Source organism: Streptomyces lasalocidi, from assembly GCF_005280215.1.
In the GTDB taxonomy this organism is placed as follows: domain Bacteria; phylum Actinomycetota; class Actinomycetes; order Streptomycetales; family Streptomycetaceae; genus Streptomyces; species Streptomyces longwoodensis.
The window spans coordinates 7783821-7802588 of record NZ_SZNQ01000001.1; the positions used below are offsets into that span (position 1 = coordinate 7783821).

Here is an 18768-nt window from a genome sequence, read left to right on the forward strand (position 1 = left end):
GGGCGGGGTGTGCGGTGTCGTGCGGCCGGGGGCCGCTCGGTGCGGGCCCTCATGAGGTGCTGACCTCCGCCCACACGACCTTCCCGCCGTCGATCATGCGGGTGCCCCACCGCGTCGCGATCGCGTCGACGAGGAAGATGCCCCGGTGCCCGAACTCCTCGGGCCGCGAGACGATGAGGCGGGGCCGGCGCGTACTGCTGTCGGTGACCTCCAGGACCACACGGTCCGCGCTGCGCCGCAGCTCGACGCGCAGGGGCGTCCGGGCGTGGCGCACGGCGTTGGCCACTATCTCGTCGGTCACCAGCATGAGGTCGTTCGCCAGGTGGGCCAGCCCCCATGCGCGCAGGGTGCGCGAGACGAGGTCACGGGCGTCGGGGACGGCACCGGAGACCGGCGGGTACTCGCGGGTCACGGCGAGCGTCCGGCGGGCGGAGTCCTCGGGCCGGTACACGTACAGCATCGCGATGTCGTCGTCGTGCTGCCCGCCGGCCAGGGCGTCCAGCCAGGAGTCGCAGTCGGCCTCGATCTCGCCGACCGGGCCGGCCAGCAGCTTCCGCAGCTGGTGCAGGCCCTCGTCGATGGGCCGGGACCGGCGCTCGACCAGGCCGTCGGTGTACAACAGCAGCCGAGCCCCCGGCGCCAGCTGCGCCTCCTGCTCCGGGTAGGCGCGGCGCCCCACCCCGAGGGGCGGCCCGATCTCCTCGTCCAGGAAGCGCACGCCGCCCTGCTCGTCGCGCAGGACCGGCGGCAGGTGGCCCGCCACCGCGAGGCGCAGCCGGGCGCGGTGCCTGTCCAGCACCGCGTAGGCGCAGGTGGTGATGCAGCCCGGTGCGATGTCGTCGACGATGACGCTCAGCTGCTCCAGCACCTCCGACGGGGCGAGGCCCAGCTGGGCGTAGGCCCGGCACGCGGTACGGATCTGGCCCATGATCGCCGCCGCCCGGACGCCCTTGCCCATGACGTCACCGACGACGAGGGCGACCTCGCCGTCGCGCAGCGGTATGAGGTCCATCCAGTCGCCGCCGGCGCCGCGGCTGCGGGCCGCGGGCAGGTAGCGCGAGGTGGTGACGATCCCGTCGACCTTGGGCAGCCTCGGCAGCAGCCGCCGCTGCAGCTCCATGGCGGCTTCCCGCTCCCGGCGGTACGTCTGGGCGTTCTGCAGGGCGACGGCGGTCTGCGAGGCGACCCCGGTGACCAGCCGCTCGTGCCGCTCCGTGAACCGGCCGGGCTCCGGGTGGCCGAAGAAGAACCCGCCGAGCACGGTGCCGTGGGAGATCACCGGTACGGCGAGGTAGCTGCGCACGGGCAGGTGCCCTGCCGGCATCCCGTGGTGCGGGGCGTTGTGCCCGTAGCGCGGGTCGGCGGTGATGTCGTCCGAGCGCACCACCCCCAGCCCGCGGAACGTGTACTCGAACACCTGGGTGTTGCGCGGCATGGGGAACTTGTCGAACTCCGAGCGGTCCACCCCCGAGATGACGTACAGCAGGTACGACTCGCCGGTGTCCCCGAGGACGTTGTAGAAGAAGGCGCCGAAGGCGGCTCCCGACAGGCGGGTGGCGGCATCGGAGGCGTGCTGGACCAGGGCGTCGAGGTCGAGCTCGGCGGCCAGCGCGCTGCCGACCTCCTGCAGCAGCTCGACGACCGCCGCCTCCTCCCGCAGTTCGCTCTCGCGTCGCCGCAGCTCGTCCTCGGAGCGCCGCAACCGCGCGCTGGTGGAACGCAGGTCCTCGACGGCCGACTGGAGCTGGGCGGCGCGCCACGCCACCAGGGCCTCCATGCTGGCGGTCAGCGCACCGGACGCCTCCAGCCGGGCCTCGGCGGACGGCTCGTCGGCCGACAGCAGCGCGAGGCGCGCGCTGTGGGCGACGGGGCGGAAGAACTCGGTGATGCCGGGCGGCAGTTCCTGGTCGACGAGGAGGGTCACCGCGAACCACTGGCCGGCGCGCACGGGGCCGCCGAAGGCCAGGAGGCGTCCCGCCCCCTCCGGCGCGGACGCCGCGGACGGCGCGGACGCCGCGGACGGTGCGGACGCCTGGTCCGGCTGTTCGGCCGGCTTCCCGGCCGGGTGGTCGAGCAGGACGACGTCGATCTCGCCGGGCAGGGCGTCGTCACCGTCAGCGGGCCACAGTCCCGCACCCCGCAGCAGCCGCAGCAGGGACGAGGAGCCGGACGGGCCGGCGACCGGTTCGGAGCGACGGACGGCTGCCGGTGCGTCCACCTCGGCAGCCCGGGAACCGTCGTCGCCGGCGGTGAACTCCCGCACCACGAGCCGCCCGCCGTCCGTCGACGCATCGGGATCCGTACGGTCGCCGAGCCCGGCTGTCGAGCGGGCGAGGAACACGCGCACCTCAGCGCACGCACGGTGACCGTGCCGGTCGACCAGGCCGGTGCGGAAGAAGTCCGCGAGACGCTGGGCCGCGGCATGCGCCGACCCGGCGCCCACGACGGCCTGCCGCAGGTGCGTGCCGGCGGTGGCGGCTTCGGCGAGGTCGAAGGCGGACACGTCGAACCGCGCGCCCCGGGGCGCCGTGCTGTGTGCCGCGCTCGGCGACGGTGGAACCATGCGGGCCACGGTAGACCACGGCTGGTCGGCGCCCTACCGGGTGGTCCCGTCGTCACCCTCCGGTGACGGTCCCGAACCGACGGTACCCACAACTCGGTGAGCCACCCGCGGTGGCTTTGCGTCCCCGAGGGATAACGGTCGCCACCGGGCGGGTACTGGTGGTCAGCCAAAGTGTTCACCCCCTGGGAAGAGGCTGCCGTGTCCGACCGGATCGCCGACATCTGGGGCACCCGTACCCCGCACGAGAAGGACACGCCCTGGCCGGTGCGCGTCGACAGCCACCTCGACCCCTCCGTGACCGAGCAGGACGTGGACCGGTGGGTGCAGTCGGCGTGCGTGCTGTGCAGCAACGGCTGCGGCTGCGACATCGCCGTCAAGGACGGGCGCATGGTCGGCGTCCGCGGCCGCGCGGCGGACACCGTCAGCCACGGCCGCCTGGGTCCCAAGGGACTCTACGGCTCCTGGCAGTGGAGCCGCACCGACCGGCTGACCCGCCCCCTGGTCCGCGACGCCGGCGGGAACCTGGTCGAGACCGACTGGGACACGGCGATGAGCCGCATCGTCGAGCGGTCGCGCCGGCTGCTGGCCACCGACGCGGGAGCGCTCAGCCACGGCTTCTACACCTCGGGGCAGCTCTTCCTGGAGGAGTACTACACCCTCGGCGTGATCGGGAAGGCCGGGCTGGGCACGCCGCACATGGACGGCAACACCCGGCTGTGCACCGCGACCGCCGCCGCCGCGATGAAGGAGAGCTTCGGCTCGGACGGACAGCCGGGCAGCTACAGCGACATCGAGGCCACCGACGCGGTGTTCCTGTACGGGCACAACATGGCCGAGACCCAGACCGTCCTGTGGATGCGCGTCCTGGACCGCGTCCACGGACCGAACCCGCCGAGGATCGTCGCGGTCGACCCGCGCGACACGCCCGTGGCCGAGGCGGCGCGGGCCACCGGCGGGGTGCACCTGGCGCCGCTCCCGGGCACCAACCAGGCGCTGATGAACGCGCTGGTCCGGGAGGTGATCCACCAGGGCTGGCTGGACGAGGAGTACGTCGACGCGCACACCCTCGGCTTCGACGACCTCAGGAGCACCGTCGAGCCGTACACCCCGGAGCACGCCGCCGGGATCTGCCGGGTCCCCGCCGACGACATCCGCCGCGCCGCGGAGATCTTCGGCACCAGCGAGCGGGTGCTGTCCACGGTGCTGCAGGGCTTCTACCAGTCGCACCAGGCGACCGCCGCCTCCTGCGCGGTGAACAACCTGCACCTGCTGCGCGGGATGCTGGGCCGCCCCGGCTGCGGCATCCTGCAGATGAACGGCCAGCCCACCGCCCAGAACAACCGCGAGTGCGGCGCCGACGGGGACCTCCCGGCCTTCCGCAACTGGGACAACCCCGACCACGTGCGGGAACTGGCCGAGCTGTGGAACGTCGACCCGCTGACCATCCCGCACTGGTCGCCGCCCACCCACGCCCTGCAGATCTGGCGCTACTGCGAACAGGGCTCGATCGGACTGCTGTGGATCTCCGGCACCAACCCCGCGGTGTCCATGCCCGACCTGCCCCGCATCCGCCGGATCCTCCAGCAGGACTCCCTCTTCACGGTCGTCCAGGACGGCTTCCTCACCGAGACCGCCCGCTACGCCGACGTCGTCCTGCCGGCCGCCCTGTGGGGCGAGAAGCAGGGCACGTTCACCAACGTCAACCGCACCGTGCACCTGTCGGACCAGGCGATCGAACCGCCCGGCGAGGCCCGCAGCGACCTGGACATCTGGCTGGACTACGCCCGCCGCATGGACTTCCGCGACCGTGACGGCGCCCCGCTGATCAAGTGGTCGGACCCGGAAGGGGCGTTCGAGGCGTGGAAGGAGTGCACCCGCGGCCGCCTCGTGGACTACACCGGCCTGTCGTACGACAAGCTGCGCGGCGGCACCGGCATCCCCTGGCCCGTGAACGAGAAGGCCCCCGAGGGCACCGACCGCCTCTACTCCGACGCGCAGTTCGCCACCCACCCCGACGTGTGCGAGACCTACGGCCACGACCTGCTCACCGGGGGCGCGCTGAGCGAGCAGGAGTACCGCGCCCTGCGCCCCGACGGGCGGGCGTTCCTCAAGGCGGCCGCCTACGTCCCGCCGCCGGAGGGACCCGGGGAGGAGTACCCGTTCGTCCTCTCCACCGGCCGTACCGTCTACCACTTCCACACCCGCACCAAGACGGGCCGCTCCCGCCCGCTGCGCCGCGCGGCCCCCGGCGTGTGGGTGGAGCTGTCGGCCGGTGACGCGGCACGGCTCGCCGTGGGGGAGGGCGACGTCGTACGGGTGGAGTCGCGCCGGGGAGCCATGCAGGGGCCCGTGCGGATCGGCCGCGGCCGGGACGGCGTGGTGTTCGTCCCGTTCCACTACGGCTACTGGGACCAGCCCGGCACCGACGGGGCGGCACCCGGCGACGCCCCGGGTGCGGCGAACGAGCTGACGCTCACCGAATGGGACCCGGTGTCCAAGCAGCCGATGTTCAAGACCGCGGCGGTGAAGGTCACCAAGATCGCCGACGGCACCGGTCCCTCACCCGCGCCCACCACCGCCGCGTCCGCCCCCGCCGACCCGGAGGGCGTCCCGCCCACCGTCGGCGGCCCGGAGGCCGACGTACGGGAACAGCCGTACGCCGCCGAACCCCCGCAGCCCGCGCGGCAGCCGGAGACCTCGGGCGAGCAGCCCGGCTCCGGAGGGACCACGACGTCCGCCACCGGCCCGAAGGACTGACCCGCATGCACCTCTCCACCTACGTCGGTCTGCAGCACACCGCGTCCCGCACGCTCGCCGACTCCTTCCGCCAGGTCGCCGACGGCCACGCGGACGAACCGGACGTGCACAGCCTCTGCCACACCCTCGCCCGGATGTGCGACGCCCACGTCGAACGGCTCGCGCCCGTCGCCGAGCGGTACGGCGAACAGGACGAGGAGGAGCCCGAGCGCCTGCACGCCGACGGGCTGTCCGACACCCGTTCCGGCGGCGTCGGCCTGCTGCGCGACCTCCAGGACCTGTACACCCTGGCCTCCTTCGTGGACATCACCTGGACCGTCCTCGGCCAGGCCGCCCAGGGAACGCGTGACCACGAGCTGCTGGACGTGGTGGAGTCCTGCAAGACCGACACCCAGCGCCAGCTGAAGTGGCTCAACACCCGGATCAAGCAGGCCGCCCCCCAGGCACTGATCGCCGCCGCGCACTGAAGCGCCCAGCGGGAGCACGCGCGAGGGCCGGCCGGACACCGATGTCCGGCCGGCCCTCGCCCGTGGTGACGGTCAGCGCTCCGGGTGCCCCGCCCCCATGCCGGCGGGCGCCTTGCCGGACTCGGCGGCGCGGGTCGCGGCGCTCGCGGCCATGGCCAGCAGGGCGGCGAGCGCCCCGGTGATGACGTTGTTGACGATGGTCCTGGTGGTGCTGACGTCGCCCGCCACCACCCACGGCGCGACGATCGTCCACAGACCCAGGGCGCACGCGCCCCACGCCATGCTGTGGGTGCGCTCGTAGGCCCGGCCGAACCCTCCGCTCATGAGCAGCGCATAGGCCAGCCCCACGAGCAGATTGGTGACGGCGAGCCGTGACAGTCCGTTGAACCCGGCGATCCACGGAGAAGCCGCCAGGTAGATGCCGGTGAGGAAGGCCAGTGTCCCGAGGGCCTGTCCCTGGGGCGTGCTGGTCGCGCGCTCGGCCACCTCGTGGCGCTGACGCATGTCGATGATGTCCGGGTGGGTCTCCATGGAAGGCCGTGAAGCGGAAGTGGACATGGCTCTTGCTTCTTTCTCTCTGGCCCGCGCCGCCGGTGAACTGCTCACCTCTCACTGCGGCCCCAAGCCGTTGTGGTGTCCTCGCTGGGCCGGGTAACTCCTTATGCGGCCTTTACACCTCGATGCGCGGATCGGCGACGGTGTTTTTGCGGGGTACGGGACGGCGTGCCCCGTCGGCGGGTCAACCGCGGCCCGTGGACCCGCCGTCGTCCTCGCCGTCGGGCGCCTCCGCGGCCGCGCCGGCGGTGCCCTCCGGCACCTCGACGCCCTCGAGCGGGCGGCCCGCCGTGGTGCCGTGGTCCGGCTGGTACCCCTCCTTGCTGCTCGCTGTGCCCGGCACGGACCGGTCCTGGGCCTGGCTCTCCGCTCCCGAGTGCGCACCGGGCTCCTCGGGGTCCCGGGCCCGGGCGTGGTCCGCGCCGTGGTCGTCGCGCTGCTCTTCCTGGTCGGCCATGTCGGTGCCCTTCCGGTGCGGGTGCGGTCCGGGTCAGCCCGTGGTCCGGGGCTGGGCCGGGTTCTCCGGTGTGCCGTGGGACGGCGGGTTCATCGCCGGACCCGACGTGGCGGGGGAGACCGCCGGTGTGGCGTCGGGCGCGGGTGCCTGCTCCGGCGCGGGTGCCAGCGGGGAGCCCCCCGACGGCTGTGCCCCGTGCTCGAGTTGTCCCAGGCGGTGGCGCAGGAGCTCCACCGGATGCGCTCACGGTCGCCGCGCGTGGCACCTCGCGTGCGGCGCCGCCTCGGACGTCACACCGAGTCCCGCGCCGGGGGCCGCCCAAACGGGCCGGCGGCCACCGTCGGCGGACCGCTGCGACCGTCCGCGGCGCACGACCTGGAGCCGGGCAAGGTCGTCATGGCCGCGGTCTACGGCGCCGCACACCGGACGCGGTACCGAGGGCGCCGGCCGGGTCTGCGACCATCCCGGGTGTGGACTACCCGAACGACCAGGCCCCCGGCGCGCCCGTCCGCTCCGGCATCCCGGAGCACGGCCGCGTGCCCAAGTACTACGCGGTGAAGGCGCGGATCGACCGACTCGTGGACGAGCTGGGCGAAGGAACGCCGATCCCGACCGAACGCGACCTGTCCGAGCGCTACGAGGTGGCCCGCGAGACCGTGCGGCAGGCCCTGCGCGAACTGGTCCTTGAGGGCAAGCTGCGCCGGCAGGGCCGGGGCACGGTGGTCGCCGGCCCCAAGCTGGAGCAGCCGCTGTCCCTGGCCAGCTACACCGAGGGCGTGCGCCGCCAGGGCCGCACCCCCGGCCGTACCCTCGTCACCCTCGACCGCTTCCCCTGCCCCGAGGCGCTGGCCGCCGAGACGGGCCTGGGGCGCGGCGAGCCCGTCTGGCACCTGGAGCGCGTACTGCTCGCCGACGACGAGCGGGTCGGCCTGGAGAGCACGTACGTCGCGGTGGACCGAGTGCCGCGCCTGGACGGGGAGTTCGACCCGGACTCGTCGTTCTACGCCTACCTGGCCCGGCAGGGCATCGCCTTCGGCTCCGCCGACGAACGCATCGAGACCGTGCTCGCCACCCCGCGCGAGGCGCTGCTCGTCGGGACCCCGCCGGCCCTGCCGATGCTGCTCATCCACCGCGTCTCGCGGGACACGGAGGGCCGTCCGCTGGAGCGGGTGCGGACGCTGTACCGGGGTGACCGCTTCTCGTTCACCGTCCGCCTCGACGGCTGAAAAGCGCCGATTCGGCACCTTTCACCGGGCCGGCTTGATCACGAAAAGATAACGGGTCTAGCCCAAAAGTGATGGCCAGTTCACGCTCTCGTTGAAGACCGGATTCCTCCGGTTCCCCGAGGGCGAAGAGTGTGACGGACGTGAGAGTGATAGTCGTCGGAGCCGGCGTGGTGGGAACCATGCACGCCTGGCACGCAATGAATCGCGGCCACGAGGTCGTACAGATCGAGCGCGAGACGGAGGCCCGCGGCGCCTCGCTGCGCAACTTCGGCCAGATCTGGGTGAGCGGCCGCGCGGGGGGCGAGGAACTGGACACCGCGCTGCGCGCACGGGAGCTGTGGGAGGAGATCGGTGCCCGGATCCCCGCCCTGGGCTTCCGGCCCAACGGCTCGCTGACCCCCGTCCGCGGCGAGCTGGAGCTGGCCGTCGCCGAGGCCGCGGTCGCCCGCCCGGACGCCGCCGCCCGCGGGTACGAGCTGCTCACCCCCGCCGCGGCCCGGGCCGTCAACCCGGCGCTGCGGGGGGAGTTCGACGCCGCCCTGTACTGCGAGCGGGACGCGGCCGTCGAGCCCCGCACCGCGCAACTCGCCCTGCGGGCCGGGCTGGCCAAGTCCCCGCGCTACACCTTTCTGCCCGGCCGCGAGGTGCGCGACGTGGTCGGCGAGCACGCCGTGCGCGACGACCACGGCGAGACGCACACCGGCGACGCCGTGGTCCTGTGCACCGGCGCCTGGCTGGGCGGCCTGGTCCGCGAACTCGCCGGCCCCGACCTGCCGGTGCGCAGGGTGCGCCTGCAGATGATGCAGACCGCGCCGCTCGGCGAGACGCTGACCACCTCGGTCGCAGACGCCGACAGCTTCCGCTACTACCCGGCGTACGCCTCGGCCGCACTGGACGATCTGAACGCCCGCCGGCCGCAGCCCGCCACGGCCGCGGACCACCGCATGCAGCTGCTGATGGTCCAGCGCGCCGACGGCGGCCTGACCATCGGCGACACCCACGAGTACGAGCACCCCTTCGCCTTCGACACCGTCGAGGAGCCCTACGAGCACCTCACCGGCGTCGTCGAGTCCCTCCTGGGCCGCCCGCTGCCCGCGGTCCGCCGTCGCTGGGCGGGCGTGTACGCGCAGTGCACGGACACCACCCGCGTGGTGCACCGGCAGCGCGTGCGCGAGGGCGTCTGGCTCGTCACCGGGCCCGGCGGGCGCGGCATGACCTGCTCACCCGCGATAGCCGAGACCACCGCGAACGAACTGGGTTGGTGAACACCATGACGACCCCCGCCCCCGACCTCCGCCCCACCCCCGACCTCCGCCCCACCCCCGACCTCCGCCCCACCCCCGCCATCCGCCTCGTCGTCCTCGACATGGCCGGCACCACCGTCGCCGACGGCGGCCTGGTCGAGCGAGCCTTCGACAGCGCCGCCCGCGCACTCGGCGTCGAGCCCGGCAGCCCGGACCACGCCGACAAGCTCGCCCACGTCCGCGCCACCATGGGCGAGTCCAAGATCTCCGTCTTCCGGCACCTGTTCGGCGAGGAGGACCGCGCCCGGCGCGCCAACACCGCCTTCGAGGAGGCGTACGGCGCACTCGTCGCCGACGGCCTGGTCGCCCCCGTCCCCGGCGCCCGCGAAGCCGTCGAGGCACTTCACGCCGACGGCCGGACCGTCGTCCTGACCACCGGGTTCGCCCGCGTGACGCAGGACGCCCTGCTGGACGCCCTCGGCTGGCGCGACCTTGCGCCCGTCACCCTGTGCCCCGCGGACGCGGGCGGCCGCGGCCGGCCGTACCCGGACATGGTGCTGGAGGCGTTCCTGCGCACCAAGGCCGCGGACGGCACGGCCCAGGTGGCCGTCGTCGGCGACACCTCCTACGACGTGCTCAGCGGCCTGCGGGCCGGCGTCGGCCTAGTGGCCGGTGTCCGCACCGGGGCGCACGACGCCGAGACCCTGCGCGCGGCCGGTGCCGGGCACGTCCTGGACTCGGTCGCCGACCTGCCGGCCCTGCTGCGGGGAGCGGACTGATGGGGATCCGCTTCGACGGCGTCACCGTCGCCTACGACGGGACCGTCGTCCTGGACGCCCTCGACCTCACCGTCGCCGCGGGCGAGGTCATGGCGCTGCTCGGGCCGTCCGGATCCGGCAAGACCACCGCGCTGCGGGCGGTCGCCGGGTTCGTCCGGCCCGCCTCCGGGCGCGTCTTCCTCGGCGACCGCGACGTCACCGATCTGCCCCCGCACCGACGGGGGATCGGCATGGTCGTGCAGAGCTACGCCCTCTTCCCGCACCTGCGGGTCGAGGACAACGTCGCCTTCGGCCTGAAGGCCCGCAAGGTCCCCCGGGACCGGATCCGCACCCGGGTCGCCGAGGCCCTGGACCTCACCGGCATGGCCGCCCACGCCCGCCGGTACCCGCGCGAGCTGTCCGGCGGCCAGCAGCAGCGCGTCGCCATCGCCCGCGCACTGGCCGTCCGCCCCGACGTCCTCCTCCTCGACGAACCGCTCTCCGCGCTCGACGCCCGGCTGCGCTCCGGGATGCTCACGGAACTCGCCCGGCTGCACCGCGGACTGCCCGACGTGACCATGCTGTACGTCACCCACGACCAGGTGGAGGCGCTGACCCTCGCCGACCGCATCGCGGTGATGGACCGGGCCCGCCTCCAGGCGTGCGGGACACCGCGGGAGCTGTACCGGGCGCCGGGCGACGCGTTCACCGCGTCGTTCGTGGGCGGGGCCAACCTGCTGCCGGTCACGGTCGACGGCAAGGGCGCCCGGTTCGCCGGGACCCACGTCGAGCTGGACACCGCCGCCGCGGCTGCCGGCGCGCGGGCCACCCTCTGCGTCCGGCCGCACCTGGTCGGCGTCGGCGACGGCCCCAACCGGCTCACCGGCACCCTGGCGGAGATCCAGTGGCGCGGCGCCACCCACCGGCTGTACGTCGACGTGGGCGGCCACCAGGTGATGGCCGACGTGCGCGAACTGCGGGAGCCACCGCACCTCGGGGACGCCGTGACCCTGCACTTCGCGCCCGAGGACGCCGTACTGCTGCCCGCGGGGGTGGGGGATGAGTGAGGCGGTCGCCGCCGTGCGGCCCCGCCGCGGCCGGCCCCGCGGCCTCCCGCGCCCCCGCACGGCGCTGCTGTGGGCGCTGCCGCCCACGGCCCTGCTCGCGGTCGTCTTCCTCTACCCCCTCGCCCTCGTCGTCCGGCAGTCCGTCCACCCCGACACCGGGGGCACCTCCCTCCAGCCGTACGCCGACGTCCTCGCGTCGGAGGCGTTCCGGCAGGCGCTGTGGACGACCGTGTGGCTGGCGCTGGCGTCGACCGCCGGGTGCCTGGTTCTCGGGTTCCTGCTGGCGCTGGTCATCGCGTTCGTGCCGTTCCCCGGCGCCCGCGCTGTCTCCCGGTTCGTCGACGTCTTCCTCTCCTTCCCGTCCTTCCTGATCACGCTGGCCCTGGTGTTCGTCTACGGCACGGCCGGCCTGGCCAACGGACTGTGGACGGACCTGACCGGCGCCGCCGAGGGACCCTTCCGGTTCCTCACCACCCCCTGGGGCGTCCTGCTCGCGGAGATCACCTACTTCACGCCGTTCGTGATGCGCCCCCTGCTCGCCGCGTTCTCGCAACTCGACACCGCCCAGGTCGAGGTGGCCGGTTCGCTGGGTGCCCGCGCCCCGATGATCGTGCGGCGGATCATCCTGCCCGAGGCGCTGCCCGCCCTCGCGGCCGGCGGCAGCCTGGTCCTGGTCCTCTGCCTGAACGAGTTCGGCATCGTCCTGTTCACCGGCGCCAAGGACGTCACCACGCTGCCGATGCTCGTCTACGGCAAGGCGATCCTGGAGTCCGACTACCCCGGAGCCTGTGTGGTGGCCGTCGTCAACGTCCTGATCAGCGTGGGCCTGTACGGTCTGTACCGGGTGGTGAGCCGCCGTGCTGGTGCATAGCCGCGGGGCCGGACGGGCCGTGTGGGCCGTCTTCCTCGTCCTCTTCCTGCCCCTGTTCGCCCTGCCCCTCCTCGTCGTCCTCGCCGCCTCCTTCGCCACCCACTGGTCCGGCGTCCTGCCATCCGGCCCCACCGTCGCCCACTACCGGGCCGCGACCCGCGGCGAAGCCCTCCAGGCCCTCACCACCAGTCTGGTCACGGCGCTGACCGCCAGCGTCCTCGCGCTGGCCGCCGGCACCTGGGCCGCGCTCGCCGCCGCGGCGCTGAAGGGCCGCTGCCGCAGGGTGCTGGACGCGCTGTTCGTCCTGCCCGTCGCCGTGCCCTCGGTGGTCGTCGGCCTCGCCACCCTGGTCGCCTTCTCCCAGCCGCCGTTCCTGCTCAACGGCACCCGCTGGATCGTGATCACCGCCCACACCGTCCTGGTCACCGCCTTCGCCCACCAGTCCGTTTCCGCGGCGGCCGCCCGCCTGGACCCGGCGTACGAACAGGCCGCCGCCTCCCTCGGCGCACGTCCCGCCCGTGTGCTGTGGACGGTGCGACTGCCGCTGCTGCTGCCCTCCCTGACCGCCGCGGCCGGCCTCTGTTTCGCCCTGTCCATGGGCGAATTGAGCGCCACGATGATGCTCTACCCGCCCGACTGGACCCCGCTGCCGGTCCTCGTCCACGCCTCCACCGACCGGGGCGCCCTGTTCGCCGGCTCGGCGGTCGCCGTGGTCCTGATGACGGCCACCCTGCTGGTCCTGCTCGCCGTGTCGCGGCTCCGCACCAGGGCCTCGTACCGCTAGGGCGCACCTGCCCATCCACCTTCAAACCCCCAACGCACGCAAGGAGTTCACCTCGCCATGCCCAGAAAGCCCTTCCTCCCGGTCACCGCCCTCTGCCTGCTCGTCCTGCCGCTCACCGCCTGCGGCGGCACCTCGGACGCCGCCGACGAGAAGGTGGTCACCGTCTACAGCGCCGACGGCCTCAAGGGCGAGAACGGCGACGGCTGGTACGACCAGGTCTTCGCGGACTTCCGGAAGGAGACCGGGATCAAGGTCGAGTACGTCGAGGGAGGTTCCGGCGAGATGGTGCAGCGCGCGGTCCGCGAGAAGAACAACCCGCAGGCCGACGTCGTCGTCACCCTCCCGCCGTTCATCCAGCAGGCCGACGCCGAGGGACTGTTGCAGAAGTACACCCCGAAGGGCTCCGACCAGATCGGCGGCGCCGACAAGGCGGCGGACGGCACCTGGACCGCCGTCGTCAACAACTACTTCGGGTTCGTCCACAACAAGAAGGAACTGGAGCAGGCCCCCACCACCTGGCAGGAACTCCTCGACGACCGGTACGACGACAAGCTCCAGTACTCCACCCCCGGCGTCGCCGGCGACGGCACCGCCGTCGTGATCAAGGCCGTGCACGACTTCGGCGGCGAGCAGCCGGCCATGGCCTACCTGAAGGAGCTCCAGGCCAACAACGTCGGCCCGTCCGCCTCGACCGGCAAGCTCGCCCCCAAGGTCGACAAGGGCGAACTTCTCGTCGCCAACGGCGACGTCCAGATGAATCACGCCCAGGCGAAGACGATGCCGAACCTCGGCATCTGGTTCCCGGCACCCGAGGGCGGCAGGCCCACCACCTTCGCCCTGCCGTACGCCGCCGGTCTGGTCACCCAGGCCCCGCACACCGAGAACGGCCGGAAACTCCTCGACTTCCTGCTGGACCGCAGGGCCCAGGAACAGGTCAGCGCGATCGGCGGCGGCTTCACCGTCCGCAAGGACGTCCACGCCACCGACGACAACGCCCGCGCCCTGGCACGCCTGATGGACGGCGTCGAGGTCTTCGCACCCGACTGGGCCGACGTCGAGGAGAACCTGGCCTCGTACGTCGACGCCTGGAAGGAAGCCACCGGCAGCTGACCGCGCCCCACCCCCGCACCGCCCCCTGGCACCACCCGGGGGCGGTGCCATGCCCGCACGCCCTCACCCGTCCCTCCCGGAGGACCACGTGTCGTACCGCATGTCCCGCCGCTCCCTGCTGCTGTCCGCCGCCGCCCTCACGGCCACCGCCGGCCCCCTCGCCGGCCTCGCCCGGGCCGCCGCCAGGACCCCCAAGGCCCTGGTCATCGGCCTCGACGGCGCCCTGCTCACCTGGATCAAGGACGCCGACGCGCCGCACCTCGACGCCCTGATGGCGGCCGGCCTGACCGCGCCGAGCAGCATCTACGCCGACCCGCTCGCGCCGACCATGTCCGGCCCCGGCTGGTCCACCCTGATCACCGGCGTCTGGCCCGACAAGCACAACGTGAAGGACAACGCCTTCACCGGGCACAGGTTCGCCCAGTACCCCGACTTCCTCACCCGCGTCGAGACGGCGAAGCCGGCCCTCACCACCTGCGCCGTCTCCTCCTGGGCCCCGATCACCGACACCGTCTTCTCACCGAAGGTCGACACCCGGATCTCCACCCCGAGCGCCGAGTACGACACCGGCACCACCTCCCGGGCCGTCGCCCGGCTCCGCGACGGCGACCCGGCCGCGGTCTTCGTCCAGCTCGACAACATCGACCACGCCGGACACACCTACGGCGCGGCCAGCACCCAGTACACCGACGCCATCCACACCGCCGACACCCAGGTCGGCCGGCTCGTCGCCGCGGTGCGGGGCCGCCCCACCTACGCCTCCGAGGACTGGCTGATCATGGTCACCGCCGACCACGGCCACACCGACGCCGGCGGCCACGGCGGCTCCACCCTCGCCGAACGCTCCACCTTCCTCATCGCCACCGGCCCCACGCTCACCCCCGGCTCCGTCCGCCACGACGTGAAGATGCCGGACGTCGCCGCCTCCGCCCTCGCCCACCTCGGCATTCCCCTCGACCCGGCCTGGGGCCTGGACGGCCGCCCCGTCCAGCAGCCCGCACCCGACGACTTCGACGCCCTGCGCCCGCAGCTCACCGCCCGCACCGACGAGACCGGCATCCCGGCCGCCGTCCTCGGCTACACCCACACCCCGCCCACCGGGTGGACGGTCGACAACTCCGCGATGGGCACCGGCGGGGTCACCGAATGGCGCGGCTGGACCTTCACCACCGACGAGTTCTGGACCCAGGCCCAGCGCGACCAGTCCCGCGAGTCCAACGTCCGCGCCCGGGGCGTCTTCGCCGTGGCCGACGGCGACGAGTGGCAGGACAAGGGCTTCACCGGCACCTTCGACTCCACCCTCGTCAGCCCCGCCCGGACGGTCACCGGGGGCAGGACCGCCACCCTCACCTACACCACCTACTACCGCCACGAGGCCCCGCAGAAGGGCGAGGTCCTGGTCGCCTACGACGACGGCACGCCCCTGACCGTGAAGACCTACACCGCCGACGTCCCCTCCCGCACCGAGACCCTCACCCTCCAGGTCCCGGCCGGCGCCCGCACCGCCCGGATCCGCTTCCGCTACACCGGCGGCAACAACTGGTACTGGGTGGTCGACCAGGTCCGCCTGACCCAGGCCTGACCGGTCCGGTGCGCCCCTCAGCCGGCTCCCCGCCGCACCGACACGGGTGGGCCGGCCTCCTGGGTGGCCGCCCACGAGGCGAGCAGCCGCAGGCCCTCCTCGGAGGGGGAGCCCGGTTCAGCCGTGTAGACGGTCACGGTGAGACCCGGTTCGGCTGCCATCTCCAGCCCTTCGTAGGCGAGCGTGAGGTCGCCGACGCCGTGGTGGTGGAAGCGCTTGGTGCCGGTGCCGTGGTGGCGGACGTTGTGCGCGCCCCAGCGGGTGCGGAACGCGTCGCTGCGGGTGGACAGCTCGCCCACCAGGTCGTGCAGGTCCTTGTCGTGGGGGCTGCGGCCGGCCTCGGTGCGCAGGATGGCCACGGCCATGTCGGCGGCCTGGTCCCAGTCGGGGTAGAAGCGACGGGAGGCGGGGTCGAGGAACTGGAAGCGGGCCAGGTTGGCCTGGTTCCCGGCCGTGGCGTACAGGTCCGCGTAGAAGGCCCGGGCGAGCCGGTTGGCGGCGAGGACGTCCATGCGGCCGTTGCGGACGAACGCGGGCCCGGCCGTGACGGCGTCCAGGACCCACTGCAGGCTCCGGTGCGGCGTCCAGGACCGGGCGGTGCGCCGACGGGGCCGGGTCAGGACGTCGGAGCCGTCCGCGGCCTGCGCCAGGTTCAGCAGGTGCGCCCGTTCGGCGTCGTCCAGCTGGAGGGCGCGGGCGACGGACTCCAGGACGGCCGGTGAGGCGCCGGCGAGGTTGCCGCGCTCCAGCTTGGCGTAGTACTCCACGCTCACGTCCGCCAGCGCGGCGACCTCGCTGCGGCGCAGGCCGGGCACACGCCGGCGGCTGCCGGCGGGCAGGCCCGCCCGCTCGGGGGTGATCTTCGCGCGCCGCGAGGTGAGGAACTCGCGGACCTCTGCCTGGTTGTCCACCCCTCCGACGGTACGTCCCGCCCGCGTCCAAAGGGATGTACTGGCAGTACACCTCTCGACGGTGCCTCGTTCCCCGGGCCGACAAGGGGTTACCTGGAGGGTGTGGTGCCACCCGCCCGGCGCGGCGGGCCGGCACCCGGCCCTGCACCCGGCGACGGCCCCGGACCCCCGGCAGCCGCACGCCACGGCACCGAAGGAAACCCCCCATGCGCGGCGCAGTGATCCACGCCCCCGGCGACATCCGCTTCGAGACCCTCGACGACCCCCGGCTCCTCCACCCGACCGACGCGATCATCCGTACGGCCGTGACCTGCGTGTGCGGCTCCGACCTGTGGCCCTACCGCGGCGCGGAGCCGATCGGCGACCCGCACCCGATGGGCCACGAGTACGTCGGCTTCGTCGAGGAGGTCGGCTCCGAGGTCACCTCGGTCCGGCCGGGCCAGTTCGTCGTCGGTTCCTTCGCCACCTCGGACAACACCTGCGCGAACTGCCGGAACGGCTTCCAGTCGAACTGCCTGCACCGTGAGTTCATGTCCACCTGCCAGGCCGACCACGTCCGCATCCCCAACGCCCAGGGCACCCTGGTCGCCACCGAGGAGCACCCGGCCGAGGAGCTGTGGCCGAGCCTGCTGGCCGTCTCCGACGTCATGGGCACCGGCTGGTGGGCCGCGGACGCCGCCCAGGTCAGGCCCGGCTCCACCGCCGTGGTCGTCGGTGACGGGGCGGTCGGCCTGTGCGCGGTCATCGCCGCCAAGGAGCTGGGCGCGGAGCGGATCATCGCCATGTCCCGGCACGCGTCCCGCCAGCGGCTCGCCCGCGAGTTCGGCGCCACCGACATCGTCACCGAACGCGGCGACGAGGGCGTCGCCCGGATCAGGGAACTGACCGGTGGCATCGGGGCCGACAGCGTGCTGGAGTGCGTCGGCACCGCCGAGGCCATGCGGCAGGCCCTGCACTGCGCCCGCCCCGGCGGCAACGTCGGCTTCGTCGGTGTCCCGCACGACGTCGCCGTCGACGGGCAGGAGCTGTTCTTCTCCCACGTCGGCCTCCGGGGCGGGCCCGCCCCCGTGCGCCGCTACCTGCCCGACCTGATCGACCGCGTCCTCGACGGCCGGATCGACCCCGGCAAGGTCTTCGACCTCACCCTGCCCCTCGACCAGGTCGCGGAGGGCTACCGGGCGATGGACGAGCGCCGCGCCATCAAGGCCCTGCTCACCCCCTGACCCTGCCCTCTTCCCGCCACAAGGAGCACCCCCGTGCAGATCACCCGCAGCTCGGTCGACACCGTCAAGGGACCGGCCGACTGGTTCACCGGCGACGTCTACATCGACGCCGTCGCCGCGGCCCTCGCCCCGTCCCGCGTCACCGCGAACCTGGTCCACTTCATGCCGGGCGCCCGCACCCACTGGCACCGCCACCCGCTCGGCCAGACCGTCTTCGTCACCGAGGGCGTCGGCCTGTGCCAGCGGCGCGGCGGACCGGTGGAGGTCATCCGGCCCGGCGACCGCGTCCTGTTCGAGGCCGACGAGGAGCACTGGCACGGCGCCGCGCCGAACCGCCTGATGGTCCACGTGGCCATCAACGAGGGCGACGCCGACCACGCCGTCGTGCACTGGCTGCGGCCCGTCACCGACGAGGAGTACACCGCCCCGGAAGCCACCTGAGCACCCCCCGGAAGCCACCGAGCCCCGCCTTGGAAGCCACATGAGCAGGGAAAACGCAACGTCGACAGGGTCGGCGCAGACGGCTATCGTCCCCTGACGTCCGGCGGCGCCCCACCCTCGTGGAGGGCTTGCGCCGGCCGAGCCGGGAGCGCCCCGGCTCCCCGCCCCGACCCGGGAGACGCATGGCCCACCTCGCCCTGTACACCTTCGGCGTCCTGAAGGCACCCCTCACCGACCCCGCCCCGCTGGTGCGCGCGTTCCACGCCACCGGGGCGGACGTCTACCCGCAGATCGCCCGGCACCCGGGCTATCTCGCCCGCGCCGAACCCACGGACGCGGGGCGGGCCGGCACCACACTCTTCGACCTCGACTGGGGTGCGTGGGGGGAGTTCGTGGTGCCGGCCTGGTACGACCGGGGCCGCACCCCGCAGACCGCCGCCTTGGCCGCGACCCTGTCCCTCTGGACCGACCTGCGGTCCGCCGTCGACGGCGTCTACACCGGCCACCACCGCGCGGCCCTCGCCAGGCGCCACGACTGGTTCGAGCGGGCCGGACACCCGACCCACGTGTGCTGGTGGGTCACCGACGGCACGGTCCCCATCTGGAAGGACGGGGTGCGCCGGCTGGAGCACCTGCACACCCACGGCACCGCGCCCCACGCCTTCACCCTCCAGCGCGCCGTCACGCCCGAGGGGGCACCGAGCAGCGCGGCGACATGAGAAACGGGCGCCTGCCGGAGCAGGCGCCCGTCC

Annotated in this window: 17 protein-coding genes; 13 read left to right on the forward strand and 4 right to left on the reverse strand. The window is 73.7% G+C overall.

Going from position 1 to position 18768, the window contains the following annotated elements:
• Positions 1-49: 49 nt before the first annotated feature.
• Positions 50-2563, reverse strand: coding sequence for an ATP-binding SpoIIE family protein phosphatase (locus tag E4U91_RS34805; protein WP_137310487.1), 2514 nt, complete (start codon positions 2561-2563; stop codon positions 50-52).
• A gap of 198 nt (positions 2564-2761) precedes the next feature.
• Here E4U91_RS34805 and E4U91_RS34810 point away from each other — a divergent pair, with 198 nt between their 5' ends.
• The gene (locus E4U91_RS34810; protein ID WP_137310488.1) at positions 2762-5320 is read left to right on the forward strand and encodes a molybdopterin oxidoreductase family protein; all 2559 of its coding nucleotides are present in this window, start codon (positions 2762-2764) and stop codon (positions 5318-5320) included.
• Positions 5321-5325: 5 nt separating this feature from the next.
• Positions 5326-5787, forward strand: a complete 462-nt coding sequence (locus E4U91_RS34815; RefSeq protein ID WP_137310489.1) for a hypothetical protein — start codon at positions 5326-5328, stop codon at positions 5785-5787.
• A gap of 72 nt (positions 5788-5859) precedes the next feature.
• On the opposite strand, the gene E4U91_RS34820 is transcribed toward E4U91_RS34815, so the two are convergent.
• Both E4U91_RS34820 and E4U91_RS34825 read right to left on the reverse strand, forming a co-directional pair.
• A complete protein-coding gene (locus E4U91_RS34820; RefSeq protein ID WP_137311167.1) occupies positions 5860-6318 on the reverse strand; it encodes an SPW repeat protein in 459 nt (152 codons plus the stop codon).
• A 208-nt stretch (positions 6319-6526) separates the two neighbouring features.
• On the reverse strand, positions 6527-6799 hold the full coding sequence (locus E4U91_RS34825) for a hypothetical protein (RefSeq protein WP_137310490.1): 273 nt from the start codon (positions 6797-6799) through the stop codon (positions 6527-6529).
• 470 nt (positions 6800-7269) lie between these two features.
• On the opposite strand from E4U91_RS34825, the gene E4U91_RS34830 reads away from it, so the two are divergent.
• The 8 genes from E4U91_RS34830 (at position 7270) to E4U91_RS34865 (ending at position 15441) form a co-directional block, all read left to right on the forward strand.
• A complete protein-coding gene (locus tag E4U91_RS34830; protein WP_137310491.1) occupies positions 7270-8025 on the forward strand; it encodes a GntR family transcriptional regulator in 756 nt (251 codons plus the stop codon).
• Positions 8026-8165: 140 nt separating this feature from the next.
• Positions 8166-9290 carry a TIGR03364 family FAD-dependent oxidoreductase gene (locus E4U91_RS34835; RefSeq protein ID WP_137310492.1) on the forward strand — a complete coding sequence of 375 codons (1125 nt, stop codon included), beginning with the start codon at positions 8166-8168 and terminating at the stop codon, positions 9288-9290.
• A gap of 101 nt (positions 9291-9391) precedes the next feature.
• On the forward strand, positions 9392-10048 hold the full coding sequence (locus tag E4U91_RS34840; protein WP_241678931.1) for an HAD family hydrolase: 657 nt from the start codon (positions 9392-9394) through the stop codon (positions 10046-10048).
• A complete protein-coding gene (locus E4U91_RS34845) occupies positions 10048-11094 on the forward strand; it encodes an ABC transporter ATP-binding protein (RefSeq protein WP_137310494.1) in 1047 nt (348 codons plus the stop codon). The genes E4U91_RS34840 and E4U91_RS34845 overlap by 1 nt, the downstream gene beginning before the upstream one ends.
• The gene (locus E4U91_RS34850) at positions 11087-11965 is read left to right on the forward strand and encodes a 2-aminoethylphosphonate ABC transporter permease subunit (RefSeq protein WP_241678794.1); all 879 of its coding nucleotides are present in this window, start codon (positions 11087-11089) and stop codon (positions 11963-11965) included. Before E4U91_RS34845 ends, E4U91_RS34850 begins: the two co-directional genes overlap by 8 nt.
• Entirely contained in the window at positions 11952-12749 is a 798-nt protein-coding gene (locus E4U91_RS34855; protein WP_174867904.1) for an ABC transporter permease, read from the forward strand. The genes E4U91_RS34850 and E4U91_RS34855 overlap by 14 nt, the downstream gene beginning before the upstream one ends.
• A 57-nt stretch (positions 12750-12806) precedes the next feature.
• Positions 12807-13859 carry a 2-aminoethylphosphonate ABC transporter substrate-binding protein gene (locus E4U91_RS34860; protein ID WP_137310495.1) on the forward strand — a complete coding sequence of 351 codons (1053 nt, stop codon included), beginning with the start codon at positions 12807-12809 and terminating at the stop codon, positions 13857-13859.
• 49 nt (positions 13860-13908) lie between these two features.
• Complete coding sequence (locus E4U91_RS34865; protein ID WP_174867905.1) at positions 13909-15441, forward strand: alkaline phosphatase family protein; 1533 nt, start codon at positions 13909-13911, stop codon at positions 15439-15441.
• A 17-nt stretch (positions 15442-15458) separates the two neighbouring features.
• On the opposite strand, the gene E4U91_RS34870 is transcribed toward E4U91_RS34865, so the two are convergent.
• Positions 15459-16352: a helix-turn-helix domain-containing protein gene (locus E4U91_RS34870; protein WP_137310496.1), complete on the reverse strand. Its 894-nt coding sequence runs from the start codon at positions 16350-16352 to the stop codon at positions 15459-15461.
• Positions 16353-16558: 206 nt separating this feature from the next.
• Here E4U91_RS34870 and E4U91_RS34875 point away from each other — a divergent pair, with 206 nt between their 5' ends.
• From E4U91_RS34875 to E4U91_RS34885, 3 genes are all read left to right on the forward strand, one after another.
• On the forward strand, positions 16559-17575 hold the full coding sequence (locus E4U91_RS34875; protein WP_137310497.1) for a zinc-dependent alcohol dehydrogenase family protein: 1017 nt from the start codon (positions 16559-16561) through the stop codon (positions 17573-17575).
• A gap of 33 nt (positions 17576-17608) precedes the next feature.
• Positions 17609-18016, forward strand: a complete 408-nt coding sequence (locus E4U91_RS34880) for a (R)-mandelonitrile lyase (protein WP_137310498.1) — start codon at positions 17609-17611, stop codon at positions 18014-18016.
• Between the two features lie 182 nt (positions 18017-18198).
• Entirely contained in the window at positions 18199-18735 is a 537-nt protein-coding gene (locus E4U91_RS34885) for a DUF3291 domain-containing protein (protein WP_137310499.1), read from the forward strand.
• Positions 18736-18768 lie beyond the last annotated feature (33 nt).